The 20946-nt window shown below is 27.7% G+C and carries 15 protein-coding genes and 1 riboswitch; of the genes, 11 read left to right on the plus strand and 4 right to left on the minus strand.

The window, feature by feature from the left end:
* The first annotated feature begins 747 nt into the window (after positions 1-747).
* Together KGF39_RS16050 and KGF39_RS16055 are read left to right on the plus strand one after the other, a co-directional pair.
* The gene (locus tag KGF39_RS16050) at positions 748-1440 is read left to right on the plus strand and encodes a response regulator transcription factor (RefSeq protein WP_054274316.1); all 693 of its coding nucleotides are present in this window, start codon (positions 748-750) and stop codon (positions 1438-1440) included.
* Between the two features lie 195 nt (positions 1441-1635).
* Positions 1636-3726: a sensor histidine kinase gene (locus tag KGF39_RS16055; protein WP_255643557.1), complete on the plus strand. Its 2091-nt coding sequence runs from the start codon at positions 1636-1638 to the stop codon at positions 3724-3726.
* Positions 3727-3915: 189 nt separating this feature from the next.
* On the opposite strand, the gene KGF39_RS16060 is transcribed toward KGF39_RS16055, so the two are convergent.
* The 3 genes from KGF39_RS16060 to KGF39_RS16070 form a co-directional block, all read right to left on the minus strand.
* The gene (locus KGF39_RS16060) at positions 3916-4239 is read right to left on the minus strand and encodes an AzlD domain-containing protein (protein WP_054274313.1); all 324 of its coding nucleotides are present in this window, start codon (positions 4237-4239) and stop codon (positions 3916-3918) included.
* The gene (locus tag KGF39_RS16065) at positions 4232-4933 is read right to left on the minus strand and encodes an AzlC family ABC transporter permease (protein WP_227823060.1); all 702 of its coding nucleotides are present in this window, start codon (positions 4931-4933) and stop codon (positions 4232-4234) included. The genes KGF39_RS16060 and KGF39_RS16065 overlap by 8 nt, the downstream gene beginning before the upstream one ends.
* Before the next feature lie 268 nt (positions 4934-5201).
* Positions 5202-6587, minus strand: a complete 1386-nt coding sequence (locus tag KGF39_RS16070) for a PLP-dependent aminotransferase family protein (protein WP_227823061.1) — start codon at positions 6585-6587, stop codon at positions 5202-5204.
* A gap of 499 nt (positions 6588-7086) precedes the next feature.
* On the opposite strand from KGF39_RS16070, the gene KGF39_RS16075 reads away from it, so the two are divergent.
* The 7 genes from KGF39_RS16075 to KGF39_RS16105 all read left to right on the plus strand — a co-directional run bounded on the left by KGF39_RS16075 (position 7087) and on the right by KGF39_RS16105 (position 15183).
* Positions 7087-9990 (plus strand): sigma 54-interacting transcriptional regulator, encoded by a 2904-nt coding sequence (locus KGF39_RS16075; protein WP_227823062.1) that lies wholly within the window; start codon positions 7087-7089, stop codon positions 9988-9990.
* 33 nt (positions 9991-10023) lie between these two features.
* Positions 10024-10470 carry a PTS sugar transporter subunit IIA gene (locus KGF39_RS16080; protein WP_227823063.1) on the plus strand — a complete coding sequence of 149 codons (447 nt, stop codon included), beginning with the start codon at positions 10024-10026 and terminating at the stop codon, positions 10468-10470.
* A 121-nt stretch (positions 10471-10591) separates the two neighbouring features.
* Entirely contained in the window at positions 10592-10894 is a 303-nt protein-coding gene (locus KGF39_RS16085) for a PTS sugar transporter subunit IIB (protein ID WP_227823064.1), read from the plus strand.
* Positions 10895-10925: 31 nt separating this feature from the next.
* Positions 10926-12332 (plus strand): PTS transporter subunit IIC, encoded by a 1407-nt coding sequence (locus KGF39_RS16090; protein ID WP_227823065.1) that lies wholly within the window; start codon positions 10926-10928, stop codon positions 12330-12332.
* A 341-nt stretch (positions 12333-12673) separates the two neighbouring features.
* The gene (locus KGF39_RS16095; protein ID WP_227823066.1) at positions 12674-13732 is read left to right on the plus strand and encodes a galactitol-1-phosphate 5-dehydrogenase; all 1059 of its coding nucleotides are present in this window, start codon (positions 12674-12676) and stop codon (positions 13730-13732) included.
* A gap of 99 nt (positions 13733-13831) precedes the next feature.
* Entirely contained in the window at positions 13832-14518 is a 687-nt protein-coding gene (araD, locus tag KGF39_RS16100; RefSeq protein WP_054274305.1) for an L-ribulose-5-phosphate 4-epimerase, read from the plus strand.
* 17 nt (positions 14519-14535) lie between these two features.
* Positions 14536-15183 carry a class II aldolase/adducin family protein gene (locus tag KGF39_RS16105; RefSeq protein ID WP_227823067.1) on the plus strand — a complete coding sequence of 216 codons (648 nt, stop codon included), beginning with the start codon at positions 14536-14538 and terminating at the stop codon, positions 15181-15183.
* Positions 15184-15333: 150 nt separating this feature from the next.
* On the opposite strand, the gene KGF39_RS16110 is transcribed toward KGF39_RS16105, so the two are convergent.
* Positions 15334-16701 carry an alanine/glycine:cation symporter family protein gene (locus tag KGF39_RS16110; RefSeq protein ID WP_107594258.1) on the minus strand — a complete coding sequence of 456 codons (1368 nt, stop codon included), beginning with the start codon at positions 16699-16701 and terminating at the stop codon, positions 15334-15336.
* 188 nt (positions 16702-16889) lie between these two features.
* A riboswitch (glycine riboswitch) is annotated at positions 16890-16978 on the minus strand.
* Positions 16979-17314: 336 nt separating this feature from the next.
* On the opposite strand from KGF39_RS16110, the gene KGF39_RS16115 reads away from it, so the two are divergent.
* Positions 17315-19435 carry a DNA topoisomerase III gene (locus KGF39_RS16115; protein WP_227823068.1) on the plus strand — a complete coding sequence of 707 codons (2121 nt, stop codon included), beginning with the start codon at positions 17315-17317 and terminating at the stop codon, positions 19433-19435.
* Positions 19436-19538: 103 nt separating this feature from the next.
* On the plus strand, positions 19539-20792 hold the full coding sequence (locus KGF39_RS16120; RefSeq protein WP_227823069.1) for a flagellar protein FliS: 1254 nt from the start codon (positions 19539-19541) through the stop codon (positions 20790-20792).
* The last annotated feature ends 154 nt before the right edge of the window (positions 20793-20946 follow it).

Here is a 20946-nt window from a genome sequence, read left to right on the forward strand (position 1 = left end):
CTCTAGTTTTGCCGATTTAGTTTTATTCTACAATTACAATAATACAATAGAATTAGTTACTATTTAACATACTTGGTTGAAAACTTAATAAATTTATATATGAATGTTATTTTACTTGTGAAAAACAATATTAGAGTTTTTAAACAAGAGAATTTTTAAAGAACATACATAAAAGTTCAATATAAAGTTTAATTTAAGCATTACATGGTAAGGATTATAAAGTAGATGATGATATTAGAAGAATATTTTAAAAATTTGAAAGATAAAAATGACAGATAAATACATAACAAACAAAGTGAAGGTATGAAAGTATAACTTTTTGTGCCTTCATTTTGTTTATTATTCTGAACATGTTAAAAAAATGAAATAGGTTTGTCTTATATTTATATAAATTTTAATAGAATATGTATAGTATATAGTAGATAGTATGTATAAAAACTACTCAATAAGAATTAATATACATCAATTCAGCTTAATCTAATCAAAACACTTAAATAAAAGTAATCTGAAAACAACATAATTCAAATCAATTAATTCAAATAAGCCTCAATTTATCTTAAATCTTAAGAAATATTTAAGATTTAGGATAATATTTTCTTAAGATTTATGTTCTATTATATATTTATAAGGGAAAGTTACAAAAATGTAAGCCAATATAATATAACAATTTAGTCATTGTTGAGAAAGGAAGTAAAAGATATTGTATAATAGAGATAAGTATTATTATACAATAGAGGAAGTGAAAATATGTACAATATATTAGTAGTAGATGATGATAAAGAAATTGTTGATTCAATAGAAATATATCTTAAATCAGAAGGGTTTAAAATATATAAAGCATATGATGGAATGAAAGCTTTGGAAATAATAACAGAGAATGACATTCATCTAATATTAATGGATATAATGATGCCTAAATTAGATGGAATCAAAGCAACTATAAAAATACGAGAAGAAAAAAACATACCAATAATTTTAATTTCAGCAAAAAGTGAAGATACAGATAAAATAATAGGATTAAATATTGGAGCTGATGATTATATAACAAAGCCATTTAATCTATTAGAGCTTATAGCTAGAGTTAAATCAAACTTAAGACGGTATGTAACTTTAGGCAATTATGAAGATACATGTAAAGAAATTTTAAAAAGTGGAACTTTGGAGTTAAATACACTAACAAAAGAAGTAAAAATTGATGGTGAAAACATAAAAATGACTCCAATTGAGTATAAAATCATTGAGCTTCTTTTAGAAAATAAAGGACGAGTTTTCTCAATAGATGAGATATACGAAAAGGTATGGAATGAGGAAAGTTTTAATTCAGAAAATACAGTCGCAGTACATATTAGACGAATAAGAGAAAAGATTGAAATAAATCCAAAAGAACCAAGATTTTTAAAGGTGGTGTGGGGAGTTGGTTATAAGATTGAAAAATTTTAGTGGAAAAATTGTAAAAGAAAAGAGTTTAATATTTAATTGTATTTTGATTTTAATTATTTTTACATTTACACAGATGTTAGGAATTCTAATATGTTTTAACTTTTTCTCTGATAGTTTAATTTACTCTATGGGGATTATGCTTTTTTTAAACTTTATTTTATATAAGATACTGACAATGTAGATGAGGTGAGCAACTTGGAAAAATATAGAGCATTAAAGTTAGTCTCATTAATCATAATATCTATCTCATTTCCATTAACTATATTGTTGGTAACAATAGGGCTTGCTGAACCTAAATACAATATACAAAGGACTTCTACAAAAAGTGGGATTTTTAATATATCTGATGATTTTTATGACAGTAATATATTTGATGAAGGAACAATGCCAATTTTGTTATCCAATTTTAAGCTATCTGTGGGTAGTCTGTTAACTAGTGGAGAAAAAAGTAAATTAAATTATGAGTATCGCCAAACAAAAGGTAAAAGTATAGATTTAAGTATTAGTGACTCTGAGTATGATAAAATCATGAGTAATAAACAAACTCCTGAAGAATATTTAGGTTATCTAAAAAATATAAAAGTGTATGTTATTGATACATTTACAGGAGCATTTTATTCAAATACATCATATGACAATTTAGATGATTTTAAGCAAAAAACTAAGAGCTATTGTAATATAGAGATAATAAATAATGTAGGAAAGAGCTCATATATTATTAAAACAATAAATGGAAAAAAGTTTAAACTGAATAATCTGAGTATGGAACGAAATGGAGTAGATGAAGCTTTTGAGGCATATGTATCTTTTCCAGAAGAGCCAACTATAGAAGATGGAATAGTATATACTGACTTTCAAATATTTAAACAAGCTACAGAAAAAGTAAGATTATTTTTTGTAGCTAGTTTAAGTTTATCAATTATATGTTTATTATCTATAATTTTATACAGCAGAATAAAATGTAAAGTTTTAAAAAGAAATAACATATTTTTACTAATATATAATAAGATACCTATGGAATTTAATGTAATACTGGTATATATTTCAATAGCAATTTTAATTATGTATGCTTTTGATATATCTTATCATATTTATGTCATTATGCTGGCTTCTTTATCTTTATTGGTAGTATCAAATAATATATTTTTTATAAATGTTCAATTAAGTTATTTAGAAAGTAAAATATGCATATTTAAGTCAAGTATCATAGTAAGAGTGATTTTATGGTTAATAAAAACTATAAAGGAGGTTATTAACGCTATAAAGAAAGTATCTTTAGCAAGAAAAATTATTATAATAGTGTTAACATCTTTGATTTTAATTATGGTAATTAGTACTCAAAGTATAAGTTTAGGATTGTTGTTTTCTATATGTATTTTTTTAGGATTTGCAATCTATATAACTAAGAGACTTTCCTATCTTAGTTATGTAATAGAAGGTACTGAAAAGATAAAACAGGGAAATTTAGATTATAAGATAAAAATTAATGGAAATGATAACTTTACATCTTTAGCTGAAAATATAAATAATATTGGAGAAGGTCTCGATAAAGCGATAGAAGAGCAAGTAAAAAGTGAAAGAATGAAGTCTGACCTTATAACAAATGTATCTCATGATTTGAAAACTCCACTTACTTCGATAATAAATTATGTAGATTTAATTAAAAAAGAAGAATCTATACAACCAAAGTATATAAATGATTATATAAATGTACTTGAGTCAAAGTCAAAACGACTAAAATTATTGATAGAAGATTTATTTGAAGCTAGTAGAGTAAGTAGTGGTAATATAGAATTACAAATTAGTAAGATTGATTTAGTGCAACTCTTAAGACAAAGTATAGGTGAACTTGAAGAAAAATTATCTAAAAATAATTTATATATAAAATTAAATGTTCCAAATGATAAGGTGTATATATGGGCAGATGGAAGAAGAATGTATAGAGTATTTGAAAATCTTTTGTCTAATATAGCAAAATATTCTTTAGAAGGAACTAGAGTATATATTGATGTATATGATTGTGTTGAAAATGTAAAGGTGACTATGAAAAATATATCTTCTTATGAATTAAATTTTGACCCAAGTGAGATTATGGAAAGATTTAAAAGGGCTGATGAATCAAGAAATACTGAAGGTAGTGGATTAGGACTTGCTATTGCAAGAGATTTAGTAAATTTACAAGGTGGAAAATTCTATATAGAAATAGATGGAGATTTATTTAAAGCAAATTTAGAGTTTCAAAAATATGAAGAAGAAGTAACAAATATGGACTTAGATAATATTTAAGTATACGTATATTTTTTGTGAATAACCATCAGAAGCTTTCACTATAAGACATTAGAACATTGACAGTAGAGGATGAAATGTAAAAACAGAGTAACTTTAAGTCACTCTGTTTTTTATTTGAAATTAACAAAATAACAAATTAAATTAAAATTGTACACATAATTTATACAATAAAATATTATTAAAGTATCATATGATAATGCCAAATAGATATATAGATATCACACCTGTAATAATAGAAATACCAATAGATTTAAATCTATATGCAACAAGAAGTACAATCATAAAAGATATAATTTTAGGGTTCGTTATAGATAAATATAGGTTATCTCCATTAAAAAATACATCTTTAGCAGTTAAGGAAGTAAGTATTGCCACAGGTATAAATTTCATGATTTTTTTCAAAAACTCAGGCATCTCTTTTTTTGAGAAAATTAACATAGGAAGAACCCTTGGTAGATATGTAACAATGTACATTCCAATTATAATAAAAAATATATAATTATTATTCATAAGATTCCTCCTTTTTATAGTAAGATTCTTCTATAAAGAAACCAATTAAAGATGCTAAAATCGATGAAACTATTATTACTAAATTACTTTTGAATAATGCATATAAAATAACAGAAATAATAATTGATGATATAAATACTAAAATATAAATTTTATTTTTTATTTGAGAAACTATTAAGGCTATAAACATAGAAGTCAATATGAAGCCAGAAATGGAACTGTCTATAGATATACTTTCTCCTAGAAATGCTCCAATAAAATTAGCTAAAACTGATGAAATTAAACAGAAGAAATTGAGATAAATAGCATTTTTATCAGACCAATTTCCAGTAGTAAATTTTTCATAATTAACCGCAAAAGTTTCATCTGTTATAGTGTGACAAAATGGCAATATAAATTTTGGGCTTTTATTTTTTATGTACATATTCAAATTAGAACTCATTAGAAAATGTCTTAAATTAACTATAAATGTAGTCAAAACAATAGATGTTACACTTGCACCAGTAGAAATCATTGAAGCTGCAATGAATTGAGAACTTCCTCCAAATACCAGAGTTACCATTAATGCTATTTGAAAAGGTGAAAGATCAGATTTTTGTAATAGTATTCCTCCTACTATACCTATAGGTATGTAACCTAAAAATATTGGAATTGAAGCAATGAAGCTTTCTCTTAATTGTTGAGTTCTTTCCATAATAAATCACTCCTTTTGTATTAAATATATTAAAAAAAGATAAAAATAGATTAATTGTATAATTGCAATCATACTTAAAAATAAATTTGGATTAATATATAAATTACTATATAAAAACAAGATAATTCTAAAATACTATTGAATTTTATCTATTTGTTATTATGATGTAATAATATATGTTAATCTCTATAATTAATTATTATCTGGTGTAATTTCATTGTAACAACAAAAAAAAATACACACAATTAAAATATTGTGTGCAATACAATTATCTTTCCTCTTCTAATAATTTTTTTAATACAGTCAGACCAGCTTTAAGTTCTTCTGTACTTTCTGTAGCACATACCGCTATTCTTATTGCAGAAATCGGTTTTTCTTTACCAACAGCAAAACGCTCAGATGCATAAACTTGTACACCTTCTTTAAGTGCTTGTATTTCAAATTTTTCTGCCATTATACCATCAGGAAGAATCAACCATCTAAATATACATTCTTCACTCCCTAAAAGATTATAACCAGATAAATATTGATTAATAATCTTATTTCTTCTTCTTGCAGATTTACGACGTGCATTAATTAATTTATCAGCTTCTCCTGATGTAATCATACGATAAGCAATTTCTGTTAAAAAATAAGATTGAGACAAATTAATATTGTATAACGCATCTGATAATGCTTCTCGATACTGTTTAGGTGTAGAGATATATGCTAATCGTAGACTAGGTGCAATAATTTTTGATAAACTTGTAATATAAATTGTTTGATTGGGTATATAGGAAGCTACTGGATTTAAATGTGCTTCATTAAGTAAACTATGAATAGCATCCTCAATCACAATTAAGTTGTATTTAGAAGCAATATTTGCAATCATTTTTCGCCCATTTTTTGACATTATATGTGTAGTTGGATTTTGATAATCTGGTATTATGTATAGACCTTTAATATTTTCATTTTTGCAAGAATATAATAAGCCTTCCTCACTAATTTCACCATTCCCTTGTTTAATTGGAATTAGTTGTATTCCAAGCATTTTAGCTGCTGTTTTTATTCCAGGATAAGTTAATGGGTCTACACCTATTCTATCTCCATGTTGAAATAGACCTGCTAAAATAGCTACAATCGCATTTTGTCCACCACTTGCAGGAAGTAAGCTATCTGCTGTAGTTTCAAGCCCAGCCTTATAAATTAATTTGACAATAGCTTCTTTTTGCCATTTAGCACCATCTCTTTGTCCATACTGGAATATCGTTTTAAAATCTATTTCTTTAATTATATGTTTAAATAAAGTATTCATTTCTTCTAGTGTGAAATCTGGATTCATTGTGCCCATTTCAATAAATGTAATTTTGCTATTACTCGACATTAAGAATAGATTTGAACGTGCATCATAAGACACAAAGGTTCCACTTCCTGTAACTCCACTTATTAATCCTTTTTTTTCACAAATTTTAAAAGCTCTAGAGATAGTGCTGACATTAACATCTAGGAAATCTGCCAATTCACGTTGAGGAGGCAATTTAGTACCTGGCAATAAAAATCCATTGTTGATATCTTGCTCTAATTGCTCTGCGATAGCTTTATATAATATTTGTCCTTTTGAAGGCCGTTTTGGTTTCCAACTCATAGGATAATTTTCAAAAGAATTAATTGGCATAAGTTTTCACCTCTCGTTATTAATTTGATTTTTTCCAAACAATATTCTTACAAGAATTGAATTAATTTTTAAGTTAAAATAGTATAATACGCCATATAAAATCATATTAAAGCTATGTATATAGCTAAAATCTTATATATATAAATAGATATACTATTATATAAATGTAAAATTTTAAAACAGAAAGAGTTAAAAACACAGTTTATTGCAACTCTTATTGTTGAGTAGATATGTACTATTATATCTGATTGAGTAAGTTTTTCAATCATAAATTTATAAAGCTTTTTACATTATAATTTAAACAAAGGATTAAATTATTTAAGATTATAAATAGCTAATACATTTAGTAAATTACTAAATATACAAAATGTAAATGCTTATCAAAATGTATAAATACTTATAACATCTAGTTACTTACAGGGTTTGAGTAGTAAAAAATATTAAAGTAAGTATGGCATGGTAGTTGCTTATATATTTATCAAGAAAGGAGTTATTAAGCATGGAGTTGAGAGATAAGCTTTTAAACATCATAAATACAGAAAATAAAAAAGATCCATTAACAGATGTTCAAATAGCAAAATTTTTAAGCACAACTAGAGAGAATATAACTAATTTGAGAAAAGAGCTTAATATAAGTAATTCAAGGCAAAGAAGATATCCCTATCTGAAATCAGCAATTTCATCAATATTACAAAAAAATAAGAATATTTCTATATCAGAAATCACAAGAGAATTGATGACAGAAGGTTTTAATATATCCAGAAGAGTTGTAGAGGAACTTTTACCTAAAGAAAGTTTAGAAATGGATGTAGTAGAGGCAACTAAAGAAGAATCGAGTGACCCATTTGAAACTCTAATAGGAAATAAAGGGAGTCTTAGAAATGCTGTAGAGCAGGCTAAATCTGCTATATTGTACCCACCCAAAGGATTGCCTACATTGATTGTGGGAGAAAGTGGAGTTGGTAAGAGTTTATTTTCTAGACATATGTATGAGTTTGCAAAGCAGAAAAAAATAATAAAAGAGAGTTCCAATTTTGTTGTATTTAATTGTGCTGATTATAGTGACAATCCACAATTATTATTGTCTTTGTTATTTGGATATAAAAAAGGTGCATTTACTGGAGCTGAATATGATGCACCAGGTCTTGTAGAAGAAGCTGATGAAGGAGTTTTATTTTTAGATGAAATACATAGATTGCCTCCAAAAGGTCAAGAAATACTATTTTCTATCTTAGATAGAGGAAAATTTAGAAGATTAGGTGAAACCAATGCTGAAAGAAAAGTAAGTATTATGTTGATTGGAGCAACTACTGAAAATGTAGAGACTAATTTATTATTAACATTTAGAAGAAGAATACCAATGCTAATAACTTTGCCACCATTACATGATAGATTACTAAAAGAGAAAATAGACCTTATATACAATATCTTTCAACAAGAGTGTAACAGAATAAGTGCAAAAATATTTGTAGATAAAAATGTGATTGAAATACTTACACTAAAAAAGTTTAGTGGAAACATAGGACAATTACAAAATATGATTCAGGTTCTTTGTGCAAGAGCTTTTATGAAGTTTATAAATTCTAAAGATGAAGAGAATGAATCGATAGTAGTAGTAGATATAAATGAAGTTTTGAAGCTTAAAGATTCTTTTAAAGATGCAGCCTTTCAAGAAATTGAATACATAGAGATAAGAAAATATTTAAAAAATGCTATATTTATACCATTTAATTTAGAAGAATCATCAATAAAAGGAAATCTTTTGAATGATGAGTATATATTACCAGAGGATATATACAAAACAATTGAAAAGAAGTATTATGACTTAAAATATCTAGATATTGAAGATATAGACATAGAGAATATTTTATGGACTTTTATTTTAAATAGATTTGCTGACTTAGAGTTCAATCTAAGTAGTGATGAAGAGATTTTTTCAATGAGTGATTTAAATAGTTTTGTAAGTGATAGTTTAGTAAAACTGGTAAAAGAACTTATGAATGATATAGTTGAAAAAAATATCAATTTAGAAGTAAATAAAAATATGTTTAAATATCTAGCGATACACTTAGAAGAAGCTATAAAAAGAATTAAACTAAATCAAAAGATAATAAATGTAAATTTAGAAAAAATAAGAATTGACTTTTCAAAAGAATATGAAATTGGTAAAAGTTTTGCAATAAAAATCGAAGAATCAATTGGGGTTAAGATTCCAGATGATGAAGTTGGATTTATAACACTCTATATAAAGTCAGCTCTAAAAAATGAAGTAAAAAAAGATAAAGTAGGGTTAATAATAATTTCTCATGGACGCATAGCTACAGAGACTGTAAATGTAGTTAAAGAGCTTTTAGGCGTAAAGTTTCCTGTGGCTATAGATATGCCTTTAGATGAAAAACCAATAAACATATACAATAAGGCAGTAGAATTGTCAAAAATAATAGACCAAGGAAAAGGTATATTATTTTTGGTAGACATTGGTTCACTTACAAACATAGGACAAATAGTAAATAAGAGAACTAATATAAATACTAAAACTATTGATAGAGTAGACCTCTTAATGGCACTAGAAGCAGCTAGAAAAGTTTCTATGGGAGATGAAGAGTTGGATGAAATGTTTTTTTCTTTGTTAAAAGATAGGATGGGGTATAACTATGAATTGGAAAAACACATAGATAAATCAAATGCAATTGTAACTTTGTGTCTTACTGGAGAAGGAACTGCTAAGTACATAAGTAAAACATTGGAAGAAAAGTATGATAATACTAAATGCTATCAAATGAGTGCATTAGATGAAAATCTATTTTATAAAATTGAAAATCTAAAGGAGACAAACAATATATTAGCTATTATTGGGACAATAAATCCTAAGATAGCAGGTATAAATTTCATACCATATAATAAAGAACTTTTTAAAAATTTGGATATTTATCTATCAAAATCAAAACAACAAGATGACAAATTTACTAAATCGTATGAAAGAATGCTTGATGAAGATTTAGTAATTTTTGAACCAGATATATACTTTAAAAAGGATTTATTAGAATATGTATGTTCAATTCTTATAAATAAAGAATATGTAGAAAAAGACTACTTAGATTCAGTTTTACATAGAGAAGAGATGCTTCCAACATATTCTAAAGGAGCTGTAGGTGTGCCTCATGGAGATTCTTCTACTGTAAATAGTACAAGATTTGTTTTTGTCAAACTAAAGAATCCCATTGACTGGGGTGTAGGCAATGTAAATTTTATATTTATGCCAGTTTTTCAGGCTAATGATAAAGAAGTTGTTAAAAATGTTCTTGAGATATTAAAAGATGAGGAATTTATGAATAATGCTAATAAGTGTTTTAATAAAGAGGATTTCAGAAATATTATATTTGATAAATTTAAACATCTGTAGCTATAGCAAAAAAAATTGAGAGGAGTCAGAGTAATGAATGTAGATTTAATATCATTAGGTTTAGAATCTAATGATTATGAAAATGTTATTGAAGAATTAGGAAATATAATGTATCAAAAAGAATATGTAAAAGATACATATATAAATGCTGTCTTGGAAAGAGAAAAGACATTACCAACAGGTCTCAATATTGGCGAAATGTGTGTTGCTATTCCACACACAGATTCAAAACATGTAAATGAATCTAATGTAGCTGTGGGCATATTGAAAAAGCCAGTAAAGTTTAATTCAATGATAGACCCAACAGATAGACTTGATGTAGAACTTGTATTTTTATTAGCAGTAAAGAATCCAGATTCACAAGTAAAACTATTAAAAGATTTAATGTCAGTTTTTCAAAATATAAAGCTGTTAAAAAATATAAAAAATGCATCAACAAAGGAAGAAGTAGCTAAATTATTGGATTTTATAGAAATCTAATGTAGAAAAATCTTAGAAATAAAAAATTAAAATTTAAACAATCAAAGTAAGTATTATTTTCTAAATAGGTTTAATCTATATAAAATAAAAATTTAGAGTAAAAAATTAGGAGGAAATTATTATGAAACAGTTTAATGTATTATCAGTTTGTGGTTCAGGAACAGTTACATCATCAATGGTAGCAGGTAAATTAAAAGAAGTATTAGGAAATAAGGGAATTTCTATTACTACAACAGAAACTAGACCAACAGAAGCACTAAATTTAGCACAATCAGGAAGATTTGACTTTATAACCTTTACTAGTCCACTTCAAACAGGGGATTATGGAATACCAACTATAAATGCATTTGCTTGCCTAACTGGCATAGGGGAAGAAGCATTCTTTGAAGAAGTTTTAAATGTTATTGAAGGGATAGACAAGTAACCAATTAATTTTATAAATAGGAGGATAAAAGATGTTAGAATTTATGAAATCTATAATCGATACATTTGGTTCTGCAATTATAGTTCCAATTATAATATTCATAATAGCAAAGATATTTAAAGTAACTACTAAGAAATCGTTTCTTTCTGCTGTATATGCAGGAGTTGCTTTACAAGGTTTTACACTGATTTTAAATTCATTTACACCAATAATAACACCAGTTATCAATAGGATGGTTGAGAGTACAGGAGTAAATCTACCGGTTTTTGATGTTGGTTGGCAAGCCACATCGTTGGTTGCATTTTCAACAAGTGCAGGTATGATATATTTAGGTCTTGGAATATTATTACAAACAATTTTATTTTTGATAAAATGGACAGACGTGTTTCAACCATCGGATTTATGGAATAACTATTCTTATATGGTATGGGGAGCAATGGTCATAGGAGTAACAGGAAATTTTCCTTTAGGTATAGCATGTATGGTTTTATTAAACTTATATAGTTTGTTAATATCAGAGTTAGTTGCAAAGAGATGGTCTAGTTACTATAGATACCCTAATTGTACAATAATAGCCATGCATAATGTTGAAGCTTCTGTGTTTGCAGTATTTGCAGACCCTATATACAACAAATTAGGACTAAACAAAATAAAATTAAATCCTAAAGAATTAGAGAAAAAATTAGGATTCTTAGGTGAACCAATTACTCTAGGGCTTTTTTTAGGGATGTTTATAGGTATATTAGGTAATATGACAAGAATAACTACTATGGAAGCTTGGGGAGAAATAATGAAAGTAGGTATATCTACAAGTGCTGTCATGGCAATCTTCCCTAAAGTAGCAAGTATGTTTGCTCAAGCATTTGCACCTATAACAGAAGCAGCTAGAAAGATTATGCAAAAAGCTGGAAACCGTGAGTGGTATATAGCAGTGAATGATGCTGTTGGATATGGTGAACCTGCAACTCTGATATCAGGTCTTATATTAATTCCAATAATGCTTGTAATCGCTATGATACTTCCTGATAATAAGGTATTACCAGTTGTAGATTTATTGGCAATTCCATATATGGTGCAAGGTCTAGTTGCTATACATAATGGTAATATACCAAAAGTATTAGTTTCAGGTATAATTTGGTTTGGACTAGGATTATATATTTGTACATCTACAGCACCATTATTCACAGATATGGCTACAAGTATAGGGGTTGCCATACCAGCAGGAGCAATGTTGATAACAAGTTTTAATATACTAGGAAAACCTTTGATGGGATTAGTTTTCTTTGCATTTCTAAGTGCAAATCCAATTTATATAGGTCTTGTAGTTGTAATTTACTTTGTTCTGTGGGCATTATTTAGAAAGAATAAAGCAGGCATACTCGAATATCTAGAAAAACAAGCACTTAAGAATATAGAAGAAGAGCCTGTAATAGTTTAAGTTTATAAAAATGAGATAATAGTAAATAAAGGAGTTTATAGCTGATTTTATATAAGTATCAGATAATATCTGAGAAATATTTAAATGAAATGTAAACTTCTTTTTATTTTGGTAATATTTGCAATTATAATTTTTTGTATTTATTTAACTTTTTCTGTATAGCATGATATTAAAAACATATTTTTTTATGTCTATACAGTAATGTAATTTGATTTTATAAAATGTAATTCTCATTGACAAAATGCCTTGTATATAAGGTATTTACCTGAATAAACTATTTATCTTTTGTATGGCATAGATATTGCTATATAGAGTTATATAGCATGAAAGGAGATATTTATATGGAAGATAAAATGAGAGCATCAGTATTATACAATGTAGGTGATGTCAGATACGAAATGGTAGGTATACCAGAAATAACAAATACAGAAGTACTTGTAAATGTAAAGTATGTTGGAATATGTGGTTCAGATTTACCTAGGTCTATGGTAAGTGGTTTGAGTGGAAATACATCATATCCATTAATTTTAGGGCATGAATTTTCTGGTGAAGTTGTTAAAATTGGAGAAAAAGTAAAACATATTAATATAGGGGATAGAGTAGCTGTTGCACCATTAGTACCTTGTGGAGAATGTGACTACTGTAAGGAAGGTAATTTTGGTTTGTGTGATGATTACAATATAATTGGAACAAGAGTAAATGGAGCATTGGCAGAGTATGTAAGAGTTCCAGAAGAACATATTTTAAAACTACCAGATACATTAGACTATGAAACTGCTGCTGGAATTGAACCAGCAACTATAGCTTATCATGGGATTTCAAAGTCCGATATTAAAGTAGGAGATAGTGTAGTTGTGCTGGGATGTGGTCCAATAGGTCAATTTACTATACAATGGGCAAAGGTGTTTGGAGCATCTAAGATTATAGCTGTTGATATATTTAATGAAAAGTTAGAAATTTCTAAGTCTTTAGGAGCGAATTATACATTGAATTCAAAAGAAGTAAATGTAATTAAAGAAATAAAAAAAATAACAAATGGTGGTGCTGATGTTGTAATAGAGACTGCTGGTAGCAGATTTACACAAGAACAATCTCTGCTTGTAGCAAAAAAGAGAGGAACTATAGTGTTTGTGGGTATATCACACACAGAATTGCCACTCGGTGTAGAAGCTACTGAGTGTATATTACGTGGGGAACTTACTTTGAAAGGTTCTTGGAATTCATATACAAGTCCTTATCCTGGAAGAGCATGGAGAGCAACTTTGGATTTTATGGGAAAAGGTGATATTGTTTTTAAACCGATGATTTCACATAGAATAGGTCTTAATGAAGTTGGTGATTTTTTAAGTAAAATGAGCAAGAGAGAGATTAATTTTAATAAAATCCTAGTAGAAATATAAAAATTTAATAAATAAATATAAAAAATTATTAAATTTTATAATTACGACATTAAATAAAATAAAAATAATTTTTCCAAATAAAATATAGGAGGAAGAAAAATGTTAGAAAATTTAAAAGAAGAGGTATTAAAAGCAAATTTAGAATTACCTGAGAAAGGACTAATTACTTATACTTGGGGAAATGTAAGTGGGATAGATAGAGAAAAAGGATTAGTAGTCATAAAACCAAGTGGTGTAGAGTATAGTAGTATGGCTGTAGAAGATATGGTAGTAGTTGACTTAGACGGAAATGTAGTTGATGGTAAATTAAGACCTTCTTCAGATACTCCAACTCATCTAGTTTTATATAAAGAATTTGAAGAGTTAGGGGGAATCGTACATACACATTCAAGTTGGGCCACAATATGGGCTCAAATAGGGAAATCTATACCAGCATGTGGTACTACTCATGCAGATTATTTTTATGGAAGTATACCATGTACCAGAAAAATGACTAAAGAAGAAATTTGCAGTGAATACGAAAAAGAAACTGGAAATGTAATTGTTGAAGAATTTATGGGAAAAAACCCAATTCATTGTCCAGGAATAATTGTGAATGACCATGGACCTTTTACATGGGGAAAAAGTGCAAATGAGGCTGTCCATAATGCAGTAGTTTTAGAAGAAGTTGCAAAGATGGCCTATTATACAGAGTTAATGAGTCCTGATAATATTATGGAGAAGGTACTTATGAATAAGCATTTTTCAAGAAAGCATGGAAAAAATGCATACTATGGTCAAAAATAATTACTTGGAGGTGAATTATGCTAGAGTCTTTAAAGGTCAAAATTGTGGAAATAGCAATTAAAGCAGAACATTATGGTTTATGTAAAGAAAAAGCTGGTAATTTTAGTATTAGAGATAAAGGTACTGGATATATACTTATAACACCCTCAGGTATAGGAAGAGAAGAATTAAAAGTTGAGCATATTTGTGTTTTAGATTTAGATGGAAATATAATAGAGGTTCAGAAAGGCATTAAACCAAGTAGTGAGGTGTTGATGCATATTGAAATATATAAAATAAGGGAAAATGTAAATGCTATATCACATACTCATTCTTTATATGCAACAACATTTTCAGTAGCAAAGAAACCAATTATACCAATTGTATATGAATCAGTTAACTATGGTGGTTATGTAGATATTGCTCCATATGAAAGACCAGGAACTTTAAAATTAGCTAAAAGTGTTTCAAAATTATTGTTAGATACAGATGCATGTTTACTAGAAAGGCATGGTCTAACAACTGTAGGTGATGATTTAGATGAGGCATTATTAAAATCAAGATATGTAGAAGAGGTAGCAGAAATATATTATCGGTCTTTAGTGTTAAATCAGTTTAAAGAGCTTGAAGTAGTAGATGTTGATGAATTTAACTCATGGAAATACCCAGAAGAAATAAAATTTTAATCTAAGCAATTTTTATTGAAGTGATTAATTAAAATATATGTACTATTTATGTCAATTACTATCTTATCTTATATTAATTACTATATTTTTTAAAAAGAATATAGAATTCCAAAGTCATATAAAATTGACTTGGAATTCTATACTTTTTATTTATGCATTTTTCTTTATCTGATTTTCTGGAGAATTTATATGTTCAAAATATTTTTTAGTTTCAGAGACTATTATAGGAGATAGTGCAAGTAAAGCTATCAGGTTAGGTATTGCCATAAGTCCATTTACGATATCAGCAATTATCCAAACAACTTCTAATTTTAAGAATGCACCTAATAACACCATAGCTACAAATACAGTTCTATACCCATTCATACCTCTTACACCAAATAGGAATTCAAAACATCTTTCTCCATAATAACTCCATCCTAAAATTGTAGTAAATGCAAATAATGTTAAACTAACTGTAAGTAATATTGGTCCAAATGTAGGAATTGCTCCATTAAAAGCTGCTTGTGTCATAACAGCTCCATTTAGGTCTGAACACCATACTCCTGAAATAACAAGAGAGAATCCAGTAAGAGTACAGATTATAATAGTGTCTATAAAAGTACCTGTCATAGATATAAGACCTTGTTCTGCTGGCCATTCAGTTTTAGCAGCTGCTGCAGCTATTGGAGCACTACCTAGACCAGATTCATTTGAAAATACACCACGAGCTATACCATTTCTAATTGCTAGCGACATAGTTGCTCCTAGAAAACCACCAGTAGCAGCAGTAGGTGTAAATGCACTTTTGATTATTAGCATAAAAGTTTCAGGAATTTTATTCCAAAAAGATAGTAAAATGATTCCACAGATTACGATATATATAACCGCCATAAAAGGTACTATCTTAGTAGCTACATTAGATATACTTTTAAGACCTCCAAATACAACTAAAGCTACAAATACTGCTAATACAACACCTGTGATTCTAGGGTCTACTCCAAAACTATTATTTATAGCATCTGTTATTGAATTTACTTGAGTAAAAGTACCTATTCCTAAAAGTGCAACTAATATACCACTTATAGCGAAAAATATTGCAAGAGGTCTCCATTTTTCCCCCATACCATTTACTATGTAGTACATTGGTCCACCAGACACTTGACCATTTTTATCTTTAGTTCTGTATTTTATTGCAAGAACACCTTCTGAATACTTAGTAGCCATTCCAAAGAAAGCTGCTATCCACATCCAAAAAAGTGCACCAGGTCCACCAGCTTTAATAGCTGTAGCAACACCAACAATATTACCAGTACCAACTGTAGCAGCTAGTGCAGTACATAAAGCTGCAAAACTTGAAACATCACCACTACCTTTGTTTTCAGCAGAGAATATTAACTTAAGAGCTCTTGGAAGTTTAATTATTTGTATAACTCCAAGTTTAACAGTAAGTAGTATACCAGTACCAACTAGCAATACTAGTAGGGGTGGTCCCCAAATAAAAGCATCAACTTTGTTTAAAACATCAATTAGATTCATAAAAACACTCCCTCATTTTTTTGCTTTACATAATCAATAGAATTTTTAATGAAGTAATTGACAGGAAATAAGTATAATTTATTAATAATTTCTAGTGTAATAAAAAAAGCTAAATCTAAAAAAGATTCAGCTCTGGATATACACTAATTAGCAACCAAAATAAAAGTATTAATAAATACTAGTTTTGGTAGATAATCCCTGTCCTTTTGCCTGAGAGATTGAGCATAAAAGCCTTGCCCCTTCGGCGCCCATAATGGGTCTCTCCAGAGTTCCGTAAATTTTACAGTCCTACTTTTAAAAGTACCTGAGAGTGTTACTCCTTCGGTGTGCTGTATAGCAACTCTTCTATAAAATCTTAACCGGATATTGATTTGTCATAGCTTATTGTATTAATAATATTAATATAAGTAATATACGTGAAAATGGATTCTATAATAGGTATACAAATTAGAAATAAGATAAGTTTTAAATAAAAAAATAAGAAAGTTTTAAATAATTAATTAGATATGATTAAATTATGGTAATATTATAGTTACGATATTAAGAAAAGTTCTATTTATTTAGATTTTAATCGTAATATGAGATTAAGCATAGAGAAAGGAAGTATTTTTAGATGGGAAAAGTATTAGTACTGGCAGAAAAGCCTTCTGTTGGAAGAGATATAGCAAAAGTTTTAGGGTCAAAAAATGAAAAAAACGGATATATAGAGGGTTCAAAGTATGTGGTAACTTGGGCATTAGGTCATTTAGTTACACTTGCTGACCCTGAAAGTTATGGAGAAAGATATAAATCATGGAGCTTAGAAGACTTGCCAATACTTCCTAAGCACCTGAAGACTGTTGTAATAAAAAAGAGTGGAAAACAGTTTAATACAGTCAAAACTCAAATGAATAGAAATGATATAGATGAAATAGTTATAGCAACAGATGCAGGTCGTGAAGGAGAACTTGTAGCAAGGTGGATAATAGAAAAATCACAAGTAAAAAAACCTCTAAAGCGCCTTTGGATTTCTTCAAGTACAGACAAAGCAATAAAAGAAGGATTTGCGAAATTAAAAGCTGGAAAAGAATATGAAAATTTATACTATTCAGCAATAGCACGAGCAGAAGCTGATTGGATTATTGGAATAAATGCAACTAGAGCTTTGACAACAAAGTACAATGCACAACTTTCTTGTGGAAGAGTTCAAACTCCTACTCTTGCAATGTTGCTTAAGAGAGAAGAGGAAATAAGAAATTTCAAACCTAAAGAGTATTATGGATTGGAATTAATCGCTACAAAGGGAAGTTCAGATATAAAGTTTATTTGGAATGATAAGAATAGTGGCTCCTCAACATTTAGTAAGGAAAAGATAGAGAGCATATTGGAAAAAATAAAAAATTTAGACATAAAAATATCTGAAGTAAGTAAGTCATATAAGAAAAAATATTCACCTGCACTCTATGATTTAACAGAGTTACAAAGAGATGCAAATAAAATGTTTGGATTTTCAGCAAAAGAAACATTATCTATAATGCAAAAACTATATGAGTATCATAAAGTACTTACTTATCCTAGAACTGATTCTAGATACCTAACTTCAGATATTGTTGGAACATTGAAAGATAGAATAAAAGCTGTAAATGTTAGCGATTATTCAAAAATTTGTAATAAATTATTAAAAAGTAATATTACAGCTAATAAATCATTTGTTGATAATTCAAAGGTAACAGACCATCATGCAATAATACCAACGGAGCAGAAAGTCTTTATGAGTGATTTTAGTGATAAAGAGCGAAAAATATATAATCTTGTAGTAAAAAGATTTTTAGCAGTACTGTCTCCTCCTTTTGAATATGAACAGACAACTATAAATGCAACTGTAGAAGGCGAAATATTTAAGGCTAAGGGAAATAAAGTAATAAATTTAGGTTGGAAGGAAAATTATAAAGATATTGAAGATGAAGATGAGTATGAAAGTATACCAAATGTTTTAGAAAAAGACATACTTAAAGTTAAGGGATTAAAGATAAATTCAGGTAAAACAAATCCACCACCATACTTAAATGAGGGTACATTATTGACAGCTATGGAAAAAAATGGTCTTGGGACAGTTGCTACAAGAGCAGATATAATAGAAAAATTATTCAATTCATTTTTAATGGAAAAGAAAAATAAAGATATATATATAACATCAAAAGGTAGACAATTATTAGATTTAGTTCCGATAGATTTGAAGACACCAGAACTTACAGCTTCATGGGAAAAGAAGTTATTGGATATTTCAAAGGGAAAACTTAGTAAAGATACCTTTATAAATAACATGAAAGATTATTCAAAAGATATTGTTTTAGAAATAAAAAATAGTGATAATAAATTTAAACATGATAACTTAACTAAAAATAGATGTCCAGAGTGTGGTAAATTCATGTTAGAGGTAAATGGTAAGAAAGGCAAAATGCTGATTTGTGAAGATAGAGAGTGTAACACTAGAAAAACTATATCACAAGTAACTAATTCAAGATGCCCTAACTGTCATAAAAAATTAGAACTTCGTGGAGAAGGTGAGGGAAGAATCTTCACTTGTAGCTGTGGATACAGAGAAAAGCTTTCTTCTTTCAATAAGAGAAAGCAAGAAGAAAAAAAGAAGGCATCAAAAAAAGATGTTAATCAATATTTAAAAAATCAAAATAAAAATCAAGAAACATTTAATAATCCATTTGCAGAAGCATTAGCTAAACTAAAAAATAAATAATTTTAAAGTTATTATTATACACAATTATAATTTTAATTGTATATTAGTTATATGTACTGGTATAATATAGCATATAATTTAGGCATGAAAGTAGGGCTGTTAAATGGATTTGAGGGATATATTTAAATATTATTGTAAAGAGTGTGAGAATACATGGAATAATTTAAGTGTTGAATTATTTGACAATATAGAAACATATAGTAAGGATTCACAAAAAAAGAGTGAAAAAGAATTGGATAAATTGATAAATACAATATCAGTTCATTTAGAAAAGTATCCAAGTGACTTTGTATTGAGAAAAATGTGGGCAAAAAAGGGTGAAGCTTTCTTACAAAAGACATTAGAAAAAGAAAATATTTTTAAGTTAGAAAAAATGGATGTGGAAGATAGAAAAAAATTTTTAGATATAACAAAACAATTTATTAGAGATGCTAGAAAATTTGATGGTGATTTACCTATAGGGGATATTATGCAAGCTATGAGGAATGTATGGATTTCAAATGCATTACAATTATTATTTGGTAAAGAGGTCTATTATTCAAAAGCTAACTTTGCATATAGCATGTTATATCCATATACTGATAATTATTTAGACAATACAAGTATAAATAAAACTGATAAGATTTTATTTAATAACTGGTTAGAAAAAAGGCTCTTGGGAGAACACATTAAATCTAATAACTATCATGAAAGTAAAGTATCTCAAATGATAGATTATATTGAAAGTGTATATTCTAGAGAAAAGTTTACAGAAGTCTATGAATCACTATTATTAATATTTAAAAGTCAAGTAAAGAGTTTAAAACAACAAAACGATGAAAATCATTTGTGTAAGGAAGATTTATTATCCATTTCCATTGAAAAAGGTGGCTCGTCTGTTTTAGTAGATGGATATTTAATAAGTGGATTGATGACAAAGGAAGAAATAGAGTTTTGTATCGGCTATGGATTTTTATTACAAATATCTGATGATTTACAGGATATAAAAGAAGATTTAAAATACAACCATAAAACTATTATTACAGAGATGGCAAAAGAGGGTACTTTAGATAAAGTTGTAAATAAACTAATAAATTTTACTATTGAGTTAATAGATAGTTTTAAAATTAACAATAAAAATGAATCTGTAATAACTATGATAAAGAATGATTGCTTAATGTTAATTTTGTTTTCTATAGTTTATAATGCTGAATTTTTTTCTATAGAATATATAAAAGAAATAGAGAAATTTATTCCATATACAATAGATTATTCATTAAAAATTGAAGGGAAAATGAAAGAAAAATTTAAAAGTATAGATGTTTTAAATAATGAAAATGAATATAAAAAAATGATTGATATTACTTGTGCAGAGTAGAAAAAAGGGAGCGTCTCAGAATAGACTTTTTAGTTTATGAGGCACTCTTTTTGTATAAAATCAAATGTATTTTCATCATTTTAACAATTAAAAAGAGGCTTATCTATATTTTGGTATAATTCCCTTATAGTAGACATTTAAATAAAAGGCCATT

Origin of the sequence: Clostridioides sp. ZZV14-6345 (assembly GCF_020657775.1) — a bacterium.
Classification (GTDB): Bacteria; Bacillota; Clostridia; order Peptostreptococcales; family Peptostreptococcaceae; genus Clostridioides; species Clostridioides difficile_D.